The 19,118-nt window shown below is 39.3% G+C and carries 19 protein-coding genes and 2 pseudogenes; 3 read left to right on the plus strand and 18 right to left on the minus strand.

What is annotated here, in order from left to right:
- Positions 1-2: 2 nt before the first annotated feature.
- The 4 genes and pseudogenes from PGRAN_RS12845 to PGRAN_RS12860 all read right to left on the minus strand — a co-directional run bounded on the left by PGRAN_RS12845 (position 3) and on the right by PGRAN_RS12860 (position 5,566).
- On the minus strand, positions 3-1,244 hold the full coding sequence (locus PGRAN_RS12845; protein WP_036067596.1) for a G5 and 3D domain-containing protein: 1,242 nt from the start codon (positions 1,242-1,244) through the stop codon (positions 3-5).
- A 296-nt stretch (positions 1,245-1,540) separates the two neighbouring features.
- Positions 1,541-2,308 (minus strand): TatD family hydrolase, encoded by a 768-nt coding sequence (locus PGRAN_RS12850; RefSeq protein ID WP_036067597.1) that lies wholly within the window; start codon positions 2,306-2,308, stop codon positions 1,541-1,543.
- Between the two features lie 254 nt (positions 2,309-2,562).
- Positions 2,563-4,558 (minus strand): annotated as a pseudogene (metG, locus tag PGRAN_RS12855) (methionine--tRNA ligase).
- A 159-nt stretch (positions 4,559-4,717) separates the two neighbouring features.
- Positions 4,718-5,566 (minus strand): GRP family sugar transporter, encoded by an 849-nt coding sequence (locus PGRAN_RS12860; RefSeq protein ID WP_036067598.1) that lies wholly within the window; start codon positions 5,564-5,566, stop codon positions 4,718-4,720.
- Positions 5,567-5,788: 222 nt separating this feature from the next.
- Here PGRAN_RS12860 and PGRAN_RS12865 point away from each other — a divergent pair, with 222 nt between their 5' ends.
- The gene (locus tag PGRAN_RS12865; RefSeq protein WP_036060638.1) at positions 5,789-6,073 is read left to right on the plus strand and encodes an AbrB/MazE/SpoVT family DNA-binding domain-containing protein; all 285 of its coding nucleotides are present in this window, start codon (positions 5,789-5,791) and stop codon (positions 6,071-6,073) included.
- Positions 6,074-6,554: 481 nt separating this feature from the next.
- Here the strand turns inward: PGRAN_RS12865 and PGRAN_RS12870 are convergent, their stop codons facing one another.
- The 5 genes from PGRAN_RS12870 to PGRAN_RS12890 all read right to left on the minus strand — a co-directional run bounded on the left by PGRAN_RS12870 (position 6,555) and on the right by PGRAN_RS12890 (position 9,866).
- Complete coding sequence (locus PGRAN_RS12870) at positions 6,555-6,833, minus strand: hypothetical protein (RefSeq protein WP_206537370.1); 279 nt, start codon at positions 6,831-6,833, stop codon at positions 6,555-6,557.
- 511 nt (positions 6,834-7,344) lie between these two features.
- A complete protein-coding gene (locus PGRAN_RS12875; protein ID WP_149024065.1) occupies positions 7,345-7,686 on the minus strand; it encodes a hypothetical protein in 342 nt (113 codons plus the stop codon).
- A 170-nt stretch (positions 7,687-7,856) separates the two neighbouring features.
- A complete protein-coding gene (locus PGRAN_RS12880; RefSeq protein WP_149024066.1) occupies positions 7,857-8,717 on the minus strand; it encodes a hypothetical protein in 861 nt (286 codons plus the stop codon).
- 135 nt (positions 8,718-8,852) lie between these two features.
- Positions 8,853-9,461, minus strand: coding sequence for a P-loop NTPase fold protein (locus tag PGRAN_RS12885; RefSeq protein ID WP_036067602.1), 609 nt, complete (start codon positions 9,459-9,461; stop codon positions 8,853-8,855).
- A gap of 219 nt (positions 9,462-9,680) precedes the next feature.
- Positions 9,681-9,866: a hypothetical protein gene (locus PGRAN_RS12890; RefSeq protein ID WP_036067604.1), complete on the minus strand. Its 186-nt coding sequence runs from the start codon at positions 9,864-9,866 to the stop codon at positions 9,681-9,683.
- Positions 9,867-10,467: 601 nt separating this feature from the next.
- On the opposite strand from PGRAN_RS12890, the pseudogene PGRAN_RS16405 reads away from it, so the two are divergent.
- Both PGRAN_RS16405 and PGRAN_RS16655 read left to right on the plus strand, forming a co-directional pair.
- Positions 10,468-10,689: pseudogene (locus tag PGRAN_RS16405) on the plus strand (IS3 family transposase); the annotation flags it as partial.
- 56 nt (positions 10,690-10,745) lie between these two features.
- Positions 10,746-10,898, plus strand: coding sequence for an IS3 family transposase (locus PGRAN_RS16655; protein WP_420911978.1), 153 nt, complete (start codon positions 10,746-10,748; stop codon positions 10,896-10,898).
- A gap of 61 nt (positions 10,899-10,959) precedes the next feature.
- On the opposite strand, the gene PGRAN_RS12900 is transcribed toward PGRAN_RS16655, so the two are convergent.
- The 9 genes from PGRAN_RS12900 to holB all read right to left on the minus strand — a co-directional run bounded on the left by PGRAN_RS12900 (position 10,960) and on the right by holB (position 19,115).
- Complete coding sequence (locus tag PGRAN_RS12900) at positions 10,960-11,181, minus strand: hypothetical protein (RefSeq protein WP_036067606.1); 222 nt, start codon at positions 11,179-11,181, stop codon at positions 10,960-10,962.
- Between the two features lie 21 nt (positions 11,182-11,202).
- Positions 11,203-13,602 (minus strand): hypothetical protein, encoded by a 2,400-nt coding sequence (locus tag PGRAN_RS12905; protein WP_036067608.1) that lies wholly within the window; start codon positions 13,600-13,602, stop codon positions 11,203-11,205.
- Between the two features lie 469 nt (positions 13,603-14,071).
- Positions 14,072-14,665 (minus strand): nuclear transport factor 2 family protein, encoded by a 594-nt coding sequence (locus PGRAN_RS12910; RefSeq protein WP_036067611.1) that lies wholly within the window; start codon positions 14,663-14,665, stop codon positions 14,072-14,074.
- A gap of 286 nt (positions 14,666-14,951) precedes the next feature.
- Positions 14,952-15,833, minus strand: a complete 882-nt coding sequence (rsmI, locus tag PGRAN_RS12915) for a 16S rRNA (cytidine(1402)-2'-O)-methyltransferase (protein WP_036067613.1) — start codon at positions 15,831-15,833, stop codon at positions 14,952-14,954.
- 9 nt (positions 15,834-15,842) lie between these two features.
- Complete coding sequence (locus tag PGRAN_RS12920; protein ID WP_036067614.1) at positions 15,843-16,106, minus strand: GIY-YIG nuclease family protein; 264 nt, start codon at positions 16,104-16,106, stop codon at positions 15,843-15,845.
- Positions 16,093-16,833 carry a tRNA1(Val) (adenine(37)-N6)-methyltransferase gene (locus tag PGRAN_RS12925; RefSeq protein ID WP_036067616.1) on the minus strand — a complete coding sequence of 247 codons (741 nt, stop codon included), beginning with the start codon at positions 16,831-16,833 and terminating at the stop codon, positions 16,093-16,095. The genes PGRAN_RS12920 and PGRAN_RS12925 overlap by 14 nt, the downstream gene beginning before the upstream one ends.
- 52 nt (positions 16,834-16,885) lie before the next feature.
- Entirely contained in the window at positions 16,886-17,275 is a 390-nt protein-coding gene (gene yabA / locus PGRAN_RS12930; RefSeq protein ID WP_036067619.1) for a DNA replication initiation control protein YabA, read from the minus strand.
- Between the two features lie 11 nt (positions 17,276-17,286).
- Positions 17,287-18,117 (minus strand): PSP1 domain-containing protein, encoded by an 831-nt coding sequence (locus PGRAN_RS12935; protein ID WP_036067620.1) that lies wholly within the window; start codon positions 18,115-18,117, stop codon positions 17,287-17,289.
- 5 nt (positions 18,118-18,122) lie between these two features.
- Positions 18,123-19,115: a DNA polymerase III subunit delta' gene (holB, locus tag PGRAN_RS12940; protein ID WP_036067622.1), complete on the minus strand. Its 993-nt coding sequence runs from the start codon at positions 19,113-19,115 to the stop codon at positions 18,123-18,125.
- Positions 19,116-19,118 lie beyond the last annotated feature (3 nt).

Consider the following 19,118-nt stretch of genomic DNA (forward strand, 5'->3'; position numbering starts at 1 on the left):
TATTAATCTAAAACTGTTACGGTTACTTGACGTCTACCCCAAGTATAACATTGGCTTTCATTCGGGAAGTATACGTCTACGATATTTCCTTTAATCGCGCCACCAGTGTCTCCGGCAATTGCTTCTCCGTATCCAGATACGTAGACTCTAGAGCCTAGTGGGATAACGCTTGGATCTACAGCAACTACTTTTAAACCTGCGTTTGCTGTTAGGTTGATACCTGTTGCTGTTGTACCACCACCTGAATAAGCTGTTGATTCCATCGTGAACGTTTTACCGCCAGATGCTGGCTTGCTACTTACTTTTGAAGTGCTACTGCTTGAGGTCGTTGCTTTTTTAGAAGGTGCTGGACTATTGCTAATAGCCGCCACAACTGCCTCTTCTTTCGTGCCGCGAACGACGATCTTATCTTCTGGTTTAGCTATTACTTGTTCTGCAAGAAGTTTACGCTGTTTTTCTTTCCCATTTTCAAGAACAACATTGTATTTGGCTACTTTCTCGCCCGCTTTTCCTTCTTGTACTACTTTTTCTACACCTTTATCAAGCGATGCATCTTCTTTTACTACGGTTTTGAAACCAACTTCCGATTTCTTTTCATCGGTTTTTTTGTCTACATATGTAACAATAACCGTCATATTTTCCGCAAGTTTTGCCGTTTTTGCAGGCAATACCTCATCATGTGCATCTAGCTTAATATTCTTCTCTGCTAATAGAGCTGCAACTGTATCTTTTGTTGTCCACATTACTTCTTTCTTCGCACCATTTTGAATCACAAGAGCTACAGCACGGTCGATTTTAACTTCCATGTTTGCCGCTACTTTGTCATCCAATGAAACGTTCAAAGCATCTTGCGGACGTGTCGTAATATTTTCATCCTTCAGTACTTCGGCAACTGTATCTTTTGTTGTCCATACATTTGCTTCTTTACCTTCGTCATTAATTGTTACTTGTTTTGATGGAATGTAAGCAATCTTCATTCCATCTTTTATAGCTGTATTTTTGGAATATGATAGTTCGTCATGTTTTCCAATTTTTACACCTTCGTCATTTAATACTTCTCCAACTGTTTTTGCGTGCGTGCTAACTTTTGTAACCTCGCCTGCTTTTACAATCGTGATATCGTTTTTAGTTCCCTCGAAAACGAAATAAAAAACCAATGCTATGACAATAACAAACGCGCCAATCATTATTGGTAAACGCCATTTTGATTTCTGGCTTGCGTTACTGCTAGTTTCCATGGTCATGTATTTCTCCCCTTTCTAACTTCTGTTGTGATTATATACGGGGGACGAAAGAACTGTCAACGAGTTTACGCATTTATTTGCCCAGATCAAAAAGAGCTTGAAAATCGTTGCTATAAGGCCATTACAAAACCTTTTCATTACATTTTGTGTCTAATATGTCAAAAACATTTCACGCTAATCAGTCTCTGGTCGTAGGCATAATATAGCGCATTCTTAAACTTTTCTTAAACATTCTTTCGCGCTTGCTTAAGATTCCGTTACAGAGTTCAGGTTATATTACGATAGTGTTACAAAAATCAATACAATCCAAACAGTTTATTTGCATTTTCTGTGGTGTGGTAAGCGATCTCCTCATATTTCATTTCTTTTAATTCAGCGACCTTTTCGGCAACAAGCTTGACGTAACTTGGTTCATTTCTTTTCCCGCGATTTGGATGCGGAGCAAGATATGGCGCATCTGTTTCGACCAAAATCCTATTTAATGGCACTGCTTCTGCTGCAATTTTTGGCAATTTCGCGTTTTTAAAGGTAACTGTTCCTCCAAATGAGATATAGAAATTCATCGCAAGACAAGCTTCCATCACTTCTAACGTTTCTCCGAAGCAGTGCATAATTCCGCCGACCTCATCCGCCTTTTCTTCCTGCAAAATGCGCACAACATCTTCTGTTGCTTCACGATTATGAATAACAATTGGAAGCTTTACTTCTTTAGCTAACCTGATTTGTTGGCGGAAAACCTCAAATTGAATTTCTTTTGGTGATGTATCCCAATGATAATCCAGTCCCATCTCGCCAAGCGCAACTACTTTGGGATGTGTAGCTAATTCACGTAACCACTCTAATTTTTCCTCTGTAAATGTAATCGCATCTGTTGGGTGCCATCCGACGATTAAGTAAATAAAATCATATGTCTGGGCAAGTTCTAGGGCACGTTTAATTGTCTCTTCATTGAAACCAACGACGGCCATGCGAGTTACATCATTTTCTTTAGCTCGTTCGATAACCGCCTCTAAATCTTCGTTAAAGGCATCATCATTTAAATGAACATGTGTATCAAAAAGCATTTTTATCCCTCATTTCTTTATCTTCAATGGATCAAATGACTACTTTCTTCTATAGAGTAGTATAACTCATTTTTATTGTGTAGCATTATTATATAGAAGAAAGTAGTTTTTTTAGTAGAACAATAGAACGATTCAAAACTGTATTTCTATATACCAATGCTGCAAAATTTCTTCTAATGTTCATTAGTTGATGCATGAATACAAGAGAAAAAACCAAAGTGAGATGGATTCCTTAGAAAACCACCTCACTTTTATTATTTCACTTTCGCGCCGTTTGGAAGGGCACTACTTGCTTCGATTATTTGTAATTTGCCATCTTTTTCCCCTGACAGGATCATGCCTTCACTCATTAACCCACGTAATTTCACTGGCTTCAAGTTCGATACGACAATTACCTTTTTACCGATGAGCTCTTCTGGTTGATAGAATTCTGCGATACCTGAGAGAACTTGGCGTAGCTTGCCTTCACCTAGGTCTAGTTGGAAACAAAGCAATTTGTCCGCTTTTTTGACTTTTTCAACCTGTTTGACTTCCCCGACACGCAAATCGATTTTGTCGAAGTCCTCAATGCCGATTTCTGGTGTTTCAAGCGCTACAACAGTCGGTTCTTCTGTTTTTGGCGCCACAATGGTTGCTTTCATTTGCTCTTGAATATAAGCTACTTCTTCCGCTGCATCTAAACGAGGGAAGATTGGTGTTCCTTTTGCAACTACTTTGGTGCCTGCTGGAATTTTGCCATAGCCTGTGATGGATGCCCAGTCTTTTAACGCTTCGTCCGTAATGCCTAGTTGTGTGAAAATACCTTCTGGACATTGCGTTAAGAATGGTTTCAGCATAACAGCGATGATTCGTAAATTTTCTGCTAGATGCGTCATCACGCTGGCCAGCTCGTCGCGTTTCGCTTCTTCTTTTGCGAGTACCCATGGCGCCGTTTCGTCGATGTATTTATTCGTGCGGCTGACAAATGTCCATAACTGGGAAAGGACGACCGAGAATTGCATTGTTTCCATATTGATTTCATATTCTTTTAGAACGTTGTCTTTGAAAATCTCTAATTCGCCGTCAAAAGGCGTTACGTTACCTTGATAAGCTGGAATTTCGCCATCAAAGTATTTATTTATCATCGCAACAGTCCGATTTAACAGATTTCCAAGGTCATTTGCCAAATCATAGTTCACGCGATCCACGAAGTCCTCCGGTGTGAATAGCCCATCGGAACCGAATGGAACCTCGCGTAGCAAGTAGTAACGCAACGCATCTAGACCGTAGCGATCAATCAACATATACGGATCTACCACGTTTCCTTTTGATTTGGACATTTTGCCGTCTTTCATCAGAATCCAGCCATGTCCGAAAATCTTCTTCGGTAGTGGTAAATCAAGCGCCATCAGGATAATCGGCCAATAGATCGTATGGAAGCGGACGATTTCTTTACCGATGATGTGCACGTCTGCAGGCCAGTATTTATTGAAATTTCCTTCATCATCAGAGCCGTAGCCCAGTGCAGTTATGTAGTTAGAAAGCGCGTCAATCCACACGTAAACCACATGTTTTGCATCTCCTGGCACTTTAATTCCCCAGTCAAAAGTAGTTCTCGAGACTGCTAGATCTTCGAGTCCTGGTTTGATGAAATTATTGATCATCTCGTTTTTGCGTGATTCCGGTAGGATGAACTCTGGATTATTATTGTAGTAATCAAGCAAACGATCAGCATATTTGCTCATGCGGAAAAAATAGGATTCTTCTTTCACCAATTCTACTTCGTTGCCACTCGGTGCTTTTCCACCAATTACTTTGCCATTTTCATCACGATATACTTCTTCTAGCTGAGTTTCTGTGAAATATTCTTCATCAGAAACGGAATACCAACCTTCATATTGACCAAGATAAATATCTCCTTGATCCAACAATTTTTGGAAAATTTTTGTAACGCCGTCTTTATGACGTGGCTCCGTTGTGCGGATAAAGTCTGTATTTGAAATTTCGAGCTTTTTCCATAAATCTTGGAATCCTGCTGCAATATCATCTACATAGCTTTGCGGTGTAATTTTTTTGTTCTTCTGCTTTTTGTTGGATTTTCTGACCGTGCTCGTCTGTGCCCGTTAAGTAAAACACATCGAAACCGCGTAGTCGTTTGTAACGCGCCATCGCATCTCCCGCAACGGTTGTATAAGCATGCCCAATATGAGCCTTTCCACTTGGATAATAAATCGGAGTCGTAATATAAAATGTATTATTCTCTTTTGGCAATCTAATCCTCTCCTATTCTCCCGCCGAAAATCATGTTTTTCCGGTGTTAAATTCACAATTACCTTCTATTATATCATTTTCTACGCAAAACAAAATACCGCGAGCCCGAAAAATTTGAAAAAGGCAGCGCAGAATTTTCTCCTGCACTGCCAAATTTCATTATTTTGTAAAACCGATCATGAATCCACCGGCGCTGACTAAAATAATTCCGATGATGACTAGGATTAATTCGCGCTTGGTTTTCTTCTCGCCGAGCAGTAAAATCCCGCCGAGCGTCGAGATGACAACACCCATTTGTGATAAGGAGAAGCTAATCGCCACACCAATAACCGTATTAGAAATAAGTAACGCCAAGTTCCCAATACTCCAAATGACACCAGGAATAATGCTAAGCCATGTTTCTTTTAAAAAGAAAGTTTTCCGGTCTTTGAATGAAAAAACTACTGCGGCAAGCGCCATCCCAACAGCTTGCGGCAAAATTGCTTCCCATCCACTGATGTCGAAAGCTTTCAGAATAACGACATACGCCACATAGCCCAAAGAGGAGATGATAAGGGCAACCAATCCTTGTTTCATGTTGCTATCCGCTGATTTATGTTGCTGATAAGACGTCATGAAAATCCCGATGATAATAAAGATCAATGCAGAAAAACCGAGTACTAATTTCGCATTGGTGCCCCATTCTTGAAATACAAAAACGCCAAACAGGGAGGTCCCAACAAGTTGCATCCCAGTTGACAGTGGCATTGCTTTGGATACCCCGATATGGGTAAACGCCCGAAACTGATTCAGCTGCCCTACTGTCCAAAAGATCCCTGAGACAAAACTTACGAGTACTATTGTCATTGTGAAGTGTGGGGTCGAATAAAAATACATACCGATAGCAAAAATAAGTGCACCAAACGTGACACCTAGCGTTTGCTGATATGGTTTACCTCCAATTTTAGAAACGACAAGCGGCATGATTCCCCACATTACCGCTGGAATAAGTGCAATTAAAATATCCATCAAAAAAACTCCTTTTCAACTCTATATATCGCGCACTTTTCCCTAAGAAATAAAATTTGCAATTGTGCAACTTTTATTTTAGAAATAGCGCTCCAACTAGGTTTATACCCTTTTTTCAGCACAATAATCTTTTTTTTTGTGTTTTATTGATATTTTCATCTAGCTTTTTTAGGAAATTCTTGGTATTATAGGTAGTAGACCACAGAGTTAGGAGGTAAGAATATGAAATCTACAGGTATGGTAAGAAAAATTGACGAACTAGGACGCATTGTAATCCCAGTTGAAATTCGTCGTAACCTAGGCGTTGCTGTTAAAGATGCTTTAGAAATTTACATCAATGAAGATGAAATTATCCTAAAGAAATATACAGCTAGCAATCTTTGTGATATCACTGGTGAGTTTTCCGATCAAAACAAACAAGTTGTTGACGGTAAATTAACACTTAGCCGTGATGGAGCTGAGAAATTAGTAGCTGACATCCGTCGTCAATTCGGCGATGATATCTAAAGTCTACAACTAAAGAAAGTATCCTATTTGAAAGCGTGCTAGCCTCAAATAGGATGCTTTTTTGTTTGGGTTCTTATAAAAAGTACTTTGATGCATTAGAAACGCAATATAGATAATATACAAAAAGATTAATTGATTAAAAGACTTATGTATGGGAATACAAGTTTCTTCTATAACGATATATAGACTTTAATTTATAGACGATTTTCTAGTCATATAAATAGACCAGGAAATCAGAATTTCCTGGTCACACTGATCAAGTCTATAATTCTTAAGTTCTAGACATTTGACAAATAGAACTTTGAAAAGCTAATACATTAACTTATTCAATTAACATCGTGACTAGATTAACTTGCGTAGATTTGTATCAGAAATTTTGTTGCTCTGTTTTAGTAAATCAACTCTCATTAAATTCAGCAGAGTTAAATATCTATCAAATTTCTCGTTTTGCTGCTCTGCAGTTTGTCCATGAGTTGTGAAATTAAAATCCCCAATATCCGCCCGTTCCTGAATAATTTTTTTCAGTAGAAAATAGTATAATTTCTTGTTTTACAGATATTAAACGCAACCGAAGTTCTTCATTGTCAGCTTCAGAACTTGTAGAACGAGAAACTATCTCCATGAGTTCCTTGTATATCCTAAGTTTTTCTAAAAATAGCTGATGTTTCAAATTTGAACGACGGTTTAGAAATACGGAAAATAGTGCTACCGTTGTTGTCGTTAATACTGCTATTATAGAAACTAAATCTTTAAATTCCATAAATCCTCCTAATATGGGTAGGGAGAGCACAACGCAAATTTGCAACGCTAAGAAATGTTGAGTAGTATCATAAAGCTTTTAGTACCAATAGATTGTTCGAAATCTACTGTATCTAGCACTAGGGTGAGCACTCTGTAATATAATAAGCATCTACACATGTAGTCAAAATATAGTGACTTATATTGGGAAAGAATGTTGTTCCTAACTTATGTCCACAAAAAATAGTGCACATAGATTTAAATACGCGTTTCTGAACATATTTAACTTTGAAAATTATCTACATGTACATTAAATCAGGGCTTTATGGATACTTTGATCTAGATTTCCAACAAATATAAACAACACCAATCCATTGTGCCACTGGTTTCAAAAATTCCTTAGCGTTGTAAATTCGCGTTTTGCACTCCCTAGCCCGTATTTTATGCCACCGTCAAATAAATTACTAAATACAAAATAATGACTGGTTGTCAAAGTTAAGCTGTAAGAAAAAATCGTTTCATAATATTGTTTTTTAAATTTTTTTGACTTTCTCTTGTTTCGCATCAGTAAGGGATTTTATTGTTTGTGTTATTGATTTTTTAAATTCACTTGTTAGAAAAGCAGCCAACTCTTTTTTAGGCATTTTTAATAGCGAATCCATAATGCTACTATACCTATTTCCATCTGTGTACTCTAGTGCCTTCGTAATCAACACAATGGGTTGCTCATAAGCTGTTATTGATCCGTCGAATTCGTCCAAACACTCTTTTATTTTACTTTCGTACTCCTTCTTCTGCGCTTCTTCGGTATCACGTCTTCCTGAAATATTGACCAATAGTACAATCTTTTCTGATAGATCATACCCCGTCTTCATCACCAGCTCTATTATATTACTTTCATTCGTATTACTTCTTTTAAGATAACTAATTAGAGTGTAAAAAAGACGTACTAGCATAAGTAAGATTGCTACTTTGACGCATAGGTTTCAGGAATTCATAGGCTACATTACATAGATACGTATCAAGATCATTCCTATTTAAAGTATTATCGGGGAGAGCATTTAGATATATCTTCAATGACGTAATATTCTTTAAACCTTTTTTCTCCTTGTACAGCAGTCAAAAAAGATTCCTTATCAAGCTCAAAAATTCCTTCTATTTCATCTGTTTTCAAACCTTTATCTGTGTTAAACGGCATATATTGTGGAAAGAAAGATGATTGGCATATTTGTGGAAACATCCATCCACCTTGTTCTATAGTAAAGCCGAGATTAGCTTCTTGTAAATTAGACCTTTTTTCTAAATAAAAAAGATCATTAGCCACTAAGTAACCTAATTTGGGATGCATTTCCTTCAGGTCTTTTAACGGTACTTTTAGGTCTGGTTTATGAAAAATTGAATGCTCGCATAGCTCTAATTTATTCTTACACACGTATTCAAATATATTTTTATGAAAACTGTATATATATGCTACTATAGCAAACTGCCCAAAATTTATTTCATTATACTTCCATTTGAAGTACCATGTGTCAAGGAGGTCAAAAAATTCATTAGCACTTCTTGTGCTAGTTTCGTCTGACTCAAATATGCCTTCGAGCTTATTAAAGAGTTCCCAATCCTTTCCCCTTATATCATACGTTTTATATATCTTCCCTTGGGTCTGCACTTCATTTTTCGATTCTGAACTTTCGCCTATTCGCTTCCTAATGTCACGATTGAAATTTTCCCATACTTTTCTTCCCCTAAGCTTATCTGATAAATCATACCGCCAATGTATCATTTTCTGAGTAAATGTAAATTCATCTTCTTTAAGTATCTCGTAGTCTCCTACAAGAATGATGAGAATATTCCTATTAGATAGTGTACTTAGAATAGGGTATATGACTTTTCTATATTCTATAGGCACCCTATCAAAGTCGTCAAATAAAAGAACTATTTTGGGGATTGATTTACAATTTATATATATAAATATACAAACGCCATACACTAATAAAGTGAACCCCCACTCAAAAAAAAATATGCTGTTGATAACCGTATATTTTTACTGTAACCAATAAATAATAGGGGCGGCATTAAGTAAATAAAACCATATATGACAAATCTTTTTCTGTCTCCGTAAATTGAATACGCTTTTAATTTTTTTATAATAGTGAACTTCCCAATCTCTGTTATTAATATTCTCTTTATATATTAATGCAACAGAACCAACCACTAATAAAATGATACCCCAGCATATCCAAATCTTATCCGGTGGATCTGACATATTTTTAAATTGAGCTATATATAACGCTGTTCCCGAAGTAATCAGTGCGATAATAATATAAATAACTATTTTTACAACAGCATACCAAAGACGCAGCCAATAAGATTTCCAAGGAAAAATTGTTTGATAGACATGTTGGTATGGTGTATTCAAAATATTAGATTCCCATATATTAATTTCTCTTATTTTTGCGCGGTTTTCCATCCCTTTATTTTTTTCTTTAACAAAATTTAGAAATGTTGTTTTTCCGTCTCCCCACTTTCCATTTAAAAACAGTGTGCCATACTCATCTGAGCTAATGTACTCATCAGTAAATTTTTTTACATCGACCTCTAAATCAAACTCATCGTCTGATATACAATTTTTTGCTTCATGTTTTTTAGACACCTCTATATCTCCCTCCCTGTACTAAGAATATACTATGTCATGAATCAATGTCAAAATGTGCACATTGGCTTGCTATATTTCAAAACTTAATTTCAGATATTTTGACATACGATTTTGCTTCTTTTTCGTCAGTGTCAAAAAGCATGCTTTTTGACACATTATGAAATATGCCGATACATCACAAAAGCTAGATATATCAAAGGATATCTAGCTCATTAGCTATCTTTTCTTTCTTTTCTTTCTTCTCCAAGTAACAAAGAATACGACAATGATAAAGAATAACATTCCGTAATTGGGGTGTCCTATAAAAAAACCTATTATACTACTTACAGCAATTGCTATAAAGACACTCCAATAAGGATGCTCATCATAAAAATGATTCAATTTCTTAAACAATGCCTTCATCTCCATACCTCCATTTCCTATTATTTGGTGGTATACCTAGTTGCAACGTGCTTACCCGCAGCATTGTACCCCAATTGTTTATAGAACCCAACCATTGCTGTTTTTATCCCATTTTTTAGCCACTGCATTACCAGGTCTTGCATCATGATCCGACATTTGAGCAAGGTTTAGTATGTTAGTACATTCTTCATGTATTTTTTGTATCTTGGCAGCGCCTCTCTCCCTTTGAAACGTTGCCTCTCTCTTTGATACAGTTAAAGATGCTTTCCACCTGGATATAAAGGTGAAAAGCATCTTCTTTTTATTTATTCTTGTATAGCTCCAAATGACCCGACATTCTCTCCTCAAATGAAAAGGAAGGATAATTTTTCTGAAAGAATTCACAATATCTGGGGTCTCGCCAGCAAAACGCGGATTTCCACCTTTAAGGACGTTTAAAAATATATAAGCGTCTTTCTGAACGTTCGAAAAATGAAAAACCATTTTTAAAACTAGTTTTAAAGCTGATATACAAAGAAAGAGCATCACTTTTTTAGTGTAGCGCGCCCTTTCTTTGTTATTTAGATGTCTACTTTATTGGCGTTCATCCACTTAGTAATAAGGGTGTCCCTATGACAACGCCGTCGCAGAGAGTTCCTACAAATCATTCAAAAAAGAATTTGTGTATCCTAATCATTTTCAAACATTGGAACAACTGAAAGTACAGCTCTTTGATTACGTGAATTGGTGGAATCATATCCGGCTCCACGGTACGCTTAATTATCAAAGTCCGGTTAGTTTTCGCATCGCGAAATCTATAAGGAACAACAGCGTAACAGGGTAAATTCTGAGATACAGATTTAGCTACGCAACACCTTATAAATTTTGTTCAAAAAAGGGTTGCCATTCCAGATTTGTTCTTTTTGCTATATTTCACAGCATTTCGAGTGTATTCAGTCTTATATTGACTACTACAATCATCGACGTATCAAATTGAAATTGGCTGGCTTGAGTCTGGTAGAATACCGTCTCCAGGCCAGCCGAGAAGTTTAATTAAATTTGGTTCAACATTTGGGTTTCAGTACATTTTCAGTGCGCTCTTTCTTTAAATTAACTACTTTTTATTTCTTTTTACTCTTCTCCTAGCAAATAACAACAATCCAATAATAAAAAATAGCATTCCATAAAATCCTGATTCTAAAAATTCACCACTTACTATAAAATCACGATGTACTATATATTCTATCAAAATAGTTACTCCACTACTTACACCAACTATTATCCAGACACTCCAATAAGGATGATCCTCATAAAAATCATTCCATTTTTTTAACAATGTCCTCGCCTCCATTAACCACTATTTAGTGGTATATCTAGATGCAACTTGTTTTCCAGCTGCATTGTATCCCCACTGTTTGTAAAAACCAATCCAACCGTTTTTGTTTTTATCCCATTTTTTAGCCAATGCCCTACCAGGTGCTTGACCATATTTTGACAATGACGCACCTCCTATCAGGCTTGAGATAGCCCAAGCTGGGATTCCGAACATCGCTATACTACCTGCTAATCCAGAGTAAAAAGCAAGATTGAGCGCTCCCTCTGCTACAGTTGTTGATACAGCAATGTGCGTATAACTCCATGCCCCCCACCTTGATACTTGTGTAGAACCTGCCGCTCTTAGTAATCCTAATTCCTCATCAGAGACAATAATATAACCATTTTCTTCATCAACATCAGGACCTATCTCTTCCGATTCTTCATCCGCGTCCCCAGCACTTGGATATATTTGAACGACGTTCCCTTCTACTACAGTTCTTGCACCATCAATAGGTAAAGCTTCAATCTCTATTGTATTATTTTGATTGAGAGCAATCGTTTGCCCATCTTTGTCATAGGCAGTAACCCTTGTCCAGTATACATTTTTATCAGAATAACTGCTCCCATTTACCTTGTAAACAAGACTTGGAATAATCGTTAGTTCTGATCCTTCCCCATCTAAATGTAGTGAACCTTTTCCTTGGCTTATTTCGTCAGATGTAGACCACACATTTTTAAATTGTGACGTCCAGCCTGTGGCTGTCTCTACATCAAATCTATTGTATCTTAATCCGTCAAAAACCCATACTATATACCCTTGGGCTCCTGTTACCTCATTCCAGTATAAATCAATAGCCCCTACTTTATCATCAATTCCTCTCGATGATAAGTTCACATCATCAATTGTTTTATACGGCATTGTCACAACTCCTGCTTCAGATACCGGAGCCTCTCCATCAGCTAGGACTGCTATAACGCGAGTGTAATAGAATAAACGATCACTGTAGTTTACATTCGGATTGGCTTTGTTCGCTGCGGTATATGTCTGCATCGGATCCATTGGTAGCTCACTACCTGTCCCATCTGTATGCAATTGGTAGTTTCCATTCGCAATATCTGTTTTGGATGCCCATAATTTCTTCCCTTTGGTACTCCAGTTCGTTGTTTTACCTACGTTTACGTATTGGTAGTTAAAACCGTTGAACAGCCCAACTTTATAGGAAATGGCATCCGCAACTGGTTGCCAACTGACATCCAAATACCCTTTACTTGCATCCTCTTCTGAACGATAACTCGTTACCGTCGGTTTCGCCATCTGCTCGATTGGCATGCTTGCATCTGTAATATCCGATGTTGGACCGTCTCCCCACGGATAAACGGCCAGAATACGCACAATATATTTCTTCTGGTTGCGCAAGCCAAACGTACTTCCTGCTTGGTAACCATTCTCATACAATGCACGTGGATCACTCGCAAATTCCACGCCCTTGCCATCTTGGTGGAACTTGTATTGTTTATTAGCTATTTCCGATTGTGTTGGGAATATTTTCTTCCCTTTGGTAGACCAATTGGTCACATTTCCTGTGTTGAAATACTCATAATTATAGCCATTGCTGATCACTACTTTATAATCAATCGCACCGGATACGGCTTGCCATGAGATATCCATGTACCCTGTACTAGTTCCTGCACCATTTGATACCGTTTTAATGGTTGATTTCTCTGGTTTCGCTGGTAATGTTTCTGGTGGCATAACCGCCTCCGTGATATCCGATGTTGGGCCATCTCCGCTAGCATAGATGGCTAAAATACGGACAATATATTTCTTTTGTCCACGCAATGTCCAGGTCGTTCCTGCTTTAAACGTATTTTCATAGAGCTGTGTTGGATCATTCGCAAATTCTGTTCCTTTTCCATCCGTATGGAAACGATATAGCCCTTTGTCTAGTTCTGCTTTGGTAGGAAAAATGCCTTTGCCTTTCGTCGTCCACGATGTCACATTTCCTACTGAAAAGTACTCGTAGTTATAGCCGTTACCAATGATGACTTTATAACCCGTTGCACCTGGCATCGCTTTCCACGATAAATTCATGGCGCCTGTACCTGTGCCAACACCGTTCGACACGGTTTTTATCGTTGCTTTTTCTGGTTTATCCTGCACACTTCTTAACATTCTTTTACCCTCATAGTAAGGATCTTTCCAATCGCCGTCTACCTTCACGGAAGAGACTTCTGTCTTCTCATCTTCTGTCATTTGTGTGTCTTGCTGTTCATTTTCCGTTTGTTCTTCTACAACTTCTGTTTTTTCTGGCGTGCCTTCTATTGTTCCTTCTGCTGGTGGCACTCCTTGTTCCGCATACGGTTCGTACGCTGGAATCGTAGACACGATCATTGTAATAGCGATCGTGACTAAAAGTAATCGTGATAGTCCCTTTTTCATCTTGTTAAGCCCCTTTTCTGTTTGTAATTGAGCAATACACCTCCACTAAAATGTATCACACAACACTTGTAGATAGCAATCTCTTTTTTCTTATATTTGTAAATATGGGAGAACCATTGTCGCGTATTTCTCCCATTAATCCACTAGAAAACCTTGCTAATATTGGGTTCATCTAAAACTTTCGACTCCTAGTTATGACACGTCAAAAAACACGGAAACAACCCACATTAAAAAAGCGTCAAAACTTATAAGTTTTGACACCACAAAAAAAATGGTACTACGCGTGCCTCCATTTCACTTTTCCTATATATAGACTTAAAATCAGTAAGTGTAATTTAACTTAGAAAATTGACGCCATTTAAATGCCAAAAATCCAAATAACCCCTTTTCCTTAAAATACTCGAATATGGGGGATTTGTTCCTTGTCACAAAGCCTATTACCTTTTTTAAAATCTGTAATAACCCATCGTTATTTTTCTATGACTACGAATGAGGTTAATTCTGAGATTTTGGCGTCTTTTTTGTTGCTTTTGAAGGTGAAGATGTCGGAGTAGTAGACGTGTTTTCCTTGTTTATCGGTGACGGTTCCATGCGAGGAGCCTTCTTTGCCGTGAGTTAGGAGCGTCTGGATTTCTAGTGTGCTGATTTCTTGGAGGTGGGCTAAGACTTCTGTAATGAACGCTTCTCGACCTTTTATTTGGAACTCTCCTGGTACATTCCAGATGAAGTTCTCTTCTAGTAAGTCTTCCAGTATGGCTCGGTCGCCTGATGCTGCTGCAATAAGATAGTCTCGGATTATGCGTTTTTTAGGTGCATTGTCGCATTTAATATCACATAATACTGCAAAATCTATAGCCGGTGCCATGCTGTTCTGTGGGGACTCTTTGAACGTTAATCCTTGTTCTATCAAGGCTTCTCCCAAGATGCGAACTGCTTTCGGCCCAACCCCGTGTATTTTTAAAAGGGTTTTTTCGTCGTGCGCTGCAACTTGCTCTAGTGTTGTGATGTTGATTGTTTGTAATGCCCTCGTCGCTGGTTTGCCAATGCTAGGTAACATTGTCATTGTAACTCCTCCTTTTTCTTACTGATTCTATTATAGCAAGCGCAACCATTTTTATGCAAAAACTATGATGTGCTTCTAATTGTGACGTATAATGAGAATATCATCCTATGAAAGAGTGTGCTTATATGAATCCGCTCTGATGCTTGTTCTTTCTGTTGTATCCATTTATTCCACTTGGTATTTTCTTAGCCATATGGACATTGATTTATAACGTGAAGGCGCTGAATAATAACAAAAAATCGTCAACCCTGATTTGCGTGGGCTGGCGATTTTCTTTTCCATCTATTTATAGCTCGTGATAAGCCTGGTAAACTTCGCGTTTTGGGAGTTGGCGGGTTTTCATGACTTGTTTGATCGCTTCTTTTGCGGACACCGATTCATCTTCCATAACTTTTTCGACGTGTTCTTTGATCGGGATGGCCATCCACCAAACTTCTTCGTCTTCGCTTGGTGCTTCTTCGTTTCCTTCGACAATAATGCAAAATTCACCGCGGATTTCGGTTTCTTTTGCCCATTCCAGCGCTTCTTCGATCGTTCCTCGCAAAAATTCTTCGTACTTCTTCGTCAACTCGCGACATAATACGATTTTGCGGGTGCTTCCAATTACTTTGTTCATCGCTTTTAAAACTTCTTTAAGGCGATGCGGGGATTCGTAAATGATCCATGTTTCTTCGCGTCGGTTTAAGCGGCCCAGTGCTTCTTCTCGGTCTTTATTGCCACGCGGTAAAAAGCCGTAAAAGAAGAACGGTTGTGGTGCTAAGCCTGAGGCGATGAGGGCAGTGAGCGCGGCATTGGCGCCTGGAAGTGGCACAACCGTGATGCCTGCTTCGATTGCAGCGCCTACTAGTTCGTAACCTGGGTCAGATATCGATGGCATTCCTGCATCGCTCACGACCGCAATCGTTGTTCCAGTCTGTAATTTCTGGATAAGCTCATCTTGGCGTGTCGTTTTATTATGTTCATGATAACTGACCATTTTTGTATGTATGTCAAAATGATTGAGTAACTTAATCGTGTTACGTGTATCTTCCGCTGCGATCAGGTCCGCTTCTTGCAAAATTCGAATCGCACGCATCGTCATGTCTTCTAAATTGCCAATCGGTGTTGGTACCAGATACAGCGTTCCTTTTGCATCACCTGTTTCAGTAAAGCTTTTTTGGCTTTTCATATCGTGAGCTCACTCCTTATTGTCTTGTAAATACTGATCTTTATCTTTACGTGGTAACTTTTTGAAGGCGGCTTCGGCTTTGGTTGCCGCAGAGCGTGTCGCGAAACATTCGGAATGAATCACTCGAACTGGGCGTCGGTTTCGCGTATATTTGCAACGTATCCCAGCGTTGTGTTCGGCCTCCCGGCGCGCTACATCTGTCGTATAACCGCCGTAATAGGAACCGTCTTTGCATGCCAATACATAAAAATAATGCGTATCACTCTTTGCCATATAGTAACTCCCTCACTTGCGCCGTGTACTCACCGTCTGCGGTTTGCGTGATGATTGGCGGTAAATATTTCACACCGGGCTTGCCGCCTTTCGTGCCTTCAATTAGAATCGTGTTTGCTTCTCGTTCTATGCGTGGATGCACAAATTGAATTCGTTTTGGTTCAAGGCCGTATTCCCGCATGATATCGATGATTTCAAGCAAGCGCTCTGGACGATGTACAAAACTTGCCTTGCCGCCTTGCTTCAACAAATCCGCTGCAACTTGAATCGTATCGCGCAATGTGCAATGTACTTCATGCCGGGCGATGCGCAAATGCTCGTTTTCATTTTTGACGTGCGTGGAACCCATCGCGAAATACGGCGGATTACAGATTACAAAACCATTTTTCCCTTTTCCGAGAATCGGCACGACTTCCCTTAAATCTTGCTGCAAAATTTCAATCTGATCCGTAAGATTGTTGTAATCGATGCTACGACGCGCCATGTCCGCGAGCCTTTCTTGAATTTCTACACCAATGATCGGCACCTTGGTCCGCGAACTAATCAATAGTGGGATGATTCCATTACCACTACACAAATCGATAATGCGTCCACCTTTTTGATACGGTATATAGCTGAACCTTGCCAGTAACACTGCATCCAAAGAGAAGGAAAACACCGATGGGCTCTGAATAATGCGCAAGTCCTCCGCTAATAAATGGTCTAATCGCTCATCTCCAATTAACATCTAAATCACCTCTAAAAAATGGCCCCCTCTTTATATAAGAGAAAGCCGCGTTTTACTTTTTATTTAATAACGACATGCAGAATAGACAATCTTCATCGTTTCCACGTGGGCTTCCAAAATGCACGTTGCAAATATGGAAGCCTTCTTTATACAGTTTGACTAGATTGTCGTAACCTTCGCCAACTTCGATCATTTGGCGCATCGCTTCTTTGCGAGCTGGTGCCATCGCGCCAAGCTCTTTTTCAGCTGGCACTTGGCTCACATGTTGAGTTCCGTCCAGTTCTTCTAAACGACGACGCAAATGTTCATTTTCTAAGTTTAAGCGATTGTTCTCTTCTAACATCTCGCCTAAGTTTTGTTTTAAGTCGCCAAGTTGTTGGTATAACTCGCCGATTTGTTCTTCCATATTACTGACTGAATCAAAGAGCGCTTTTTTGTCCATCGGCGTTCACCTCATGACTTCGCGGTTGCTTTTGAAAAGGCATTAAAGGGACGTAATTCTTCTAATGCATATTCAATGACCGCGTCTTGATCTGGTAATCTAACTTGCATAATTCGGCCAAGCAGATTAATGCCCACAACCCGCGCCTTGCCATCTGGTGTGACAACGCTTTGGCCTACATCAGGCATTTCTTTCTTCGCCGCTTCGTATTCATCGTTCTCATACTTCAAACAACACATTAAACGACCGCAAAGGCCAGAAATCTTCGTCGGATTCAGCGATAAATTCTGATCTTTCGCCATTTTGATCGACACTGGTTCGAAATCTCCTAAAAACGTCGAACAACACAGCATCCGGCCACATGGGCCAATCCCGCCGAGTAATTTCGCTTCATCTCGTACACCGATTTGGCGCAATTCAATTCGCGTCCGGAAAATCGACGCTAAGTCTTTCACAAGTTCTCGGAAATCGACGCGTCCTTCGGCAGTGAAGTAAAAAATAATTTTATTACGATCAAATGTATAATCAACATCCACTAAGTTCATCTCAATGTTGTGTTCATGAATCTTCTCGTCACAGAGTAGAAAAGCGCGCTGACAAGATGCCGCATTCTCCTCTACACATTTATAATCTGCGTCTGTTGCAACACGTATCACCCGTTTTAGAGGCATAACAACATCCTCTTCATCGACGTCACGCGGAGCAATAACTGCTTTCCCAAACTCAATTCCTTGTGCGTTTTCAACAATAACACCCTGGCCCTCTTTGATCGTGAGCTTCTCGGGCGAAAAATAATATATTTTACCGGCTTCTTTAAATCGAACGCCTACAATTTTTGGCAATTAGACTACCTCCCTTGAATTTTGAGTACGAGCTGCTCCATTAATAGTTGTGTATTCATATTGGAATCTAGTTTGCGCTTGGCTTCTAGGATAATTTCCATTTCAGCAGTCGTATCTGTGAGTGACTTCCGTAAGATGCCTTGTTTTAGCATCGGTTCTTGTTCCATACAAATCGGACGATAATCGTCGTTTAGGGACAGATGCAGGCGGTCACGATACAAAAGTAGCAACATTTCTAAGCCCAGATGCAACTGCGGCTTATCTTTAAAAACAGGCATCCACGATTCATGAATGAGCAAAATAGGATCTACACCCTGATGATGTAGCCCTTCGTATAGTTTCACCGTCACATTGCGCGCTTCGGCAAACCACTCATCTTCATTCCAAACGAGCGCCTGCTCTGCATTTCCAGCAACACTTGCTAACACGCGTGCCTTCTGCTCCAAAACACCTTGTGCGATTAAGTTACTAACAAATGCTTCAAACGGCAAAGCCCGAAAGCTAACTGGTTGCAACCTTGACTGAATCGTTGGTAAGATCTGTTGCGGATTTGCGGTAAGGAATAAAATCAACATCCCACCATCTGGTTCTTCTATAAATTTAAGCAAAGAATTGGCAGATTGGACTGTCATCTTATCAGCGCTGTCGATAATCAAAACCTTGCGATCCGATTCCATACCGCGCTTAGATAACTCCTGCTTCAATTCCCGTACTTGATCAATTTTGATACTGTTGCCATCTGGTTCTAGCCAATGAACATCGGGGTGGTTATCATTTTCGATTCGCAGACAATTATTGCACGTGCCACAAGCAAGTTCCCCGTCGCTCTTCTCCAAGCAAAAACGAGTCTGGGCAAGCCACTTAGCCGTGCGCTTCTTACCAGTTCCACGCGCGCCTTCTAGCAAATAACCATGTGCCAACCGATCTGTCAGAATACTTTTGATGAACAATTGCATCGCGATCGGTTGCATCGCTTGCAGATCAGCTTGTCGTCCCACGAA

Source organism: Listeria grandensis FSL F6-0971 (assembly GCF_000525835.1).
In the GTDB taxonomy this organism is placed as follows: domain Bacteria; phylum Bacillota; class Bacilli; order Lactobacillales; family Listeriaceae; genus Listeria_A; species Listeria_A grandensis.

Excerpts from the sequence above, each read along its gene's own strand:
- PGRAN_RS12845 (WP_036067596.1), bottom strand. The coding sequence starts at position 1,244 with ATGACCATGGAAACTAGCAGTAACGCAAGCCAGAAATCAAAATGGCGT.
- PGRAN_RS12850 (WP_036067597.1), bottom strand. The coding sequence starts at position 2,308 with ATGCTTTTTGATACACATGTTCATTTAAATGATGATGCCTTTAACGAA.
- PGRAN_RS12860 (WP_036067598.1), bottom strand. The coding sequence starts at position 5,566 with ATGGATATTTTAATTGCACTTATTCCAGCGGTAATGTGGGGAATCATG.
- PGRAN_RS12865 (WP_036060638.1), top strand. The coding sequence starts at position 5,789 with ATGAAATCTACAGGTATGGTAAGAAAAATTGACGAACTAGGACGCATT.
- PGRAN_RS12870 (WP_206537370.1), bottom strand. The coding sequence starts at position 6,833 with ATGGAATTTAAAGATTTAGTTTCTATAATAGCAGTATTAACGACAACA.
- PGRAN_RS12875 (WP_149024065.1), bottom strand. The coding sequence starts at position 7,686 with ATGAAGACGGGGTATGATCTATCAGAAAAGATTGTACTATTGGTCAAT.
- PGRAN_RS12890 (WP_036067604.1), bottom strand. The coding sequence starts at position 9,866 with ATGAAGGCATTGTTTAAGAAATTGAATCATTTTTATGATGAGCATCCT.
- PGRAN_RS12905 (WP_036067608.1), bottom strand. The coding sequence starts at position 13,602 with ATGAAAAAGGGACTATCACGATTACTTTTAGTCACGATCGCTATTACA.
- PGRAN_RS12910 (WP_036067611.1), bottom strand. The coding sequence starts at position 14,665 with ATGACAATGTTACCTAGCATTGGCAAACCAGCGACGAGGGCATTACAA.
- rsmI (WP_036067613.1), bottom strand. The coding sequence starts at position 15,833 with ATGAAAAGCCAAAAAAGCTTTACTGAAACAGGTGATGCAAAAGGAACG.
- PGRAN_RS12920 (WP_036067614.1), bottom strand. The coding sequence starts at position 16,106 with ATGGCAAAGAGTGATACGCATTATTTTTATGTATTGGCATGCAAAGAC.
- PGRAN_RS12925 (WP_036067616.1), bottom strand. The coding sequence starts at position 16,833 with ATGTTAATTGGAGATGAGCGATTAGACCATTTATTAGCGGAGGACTTG.
- yabA (WP_036067619.1), bottom strand. The coding sequence starts at position 17,275 with ATGGACAAAAAAGCGCTCTTTGATTCAGTCAGTAATATGGAAGAACAA.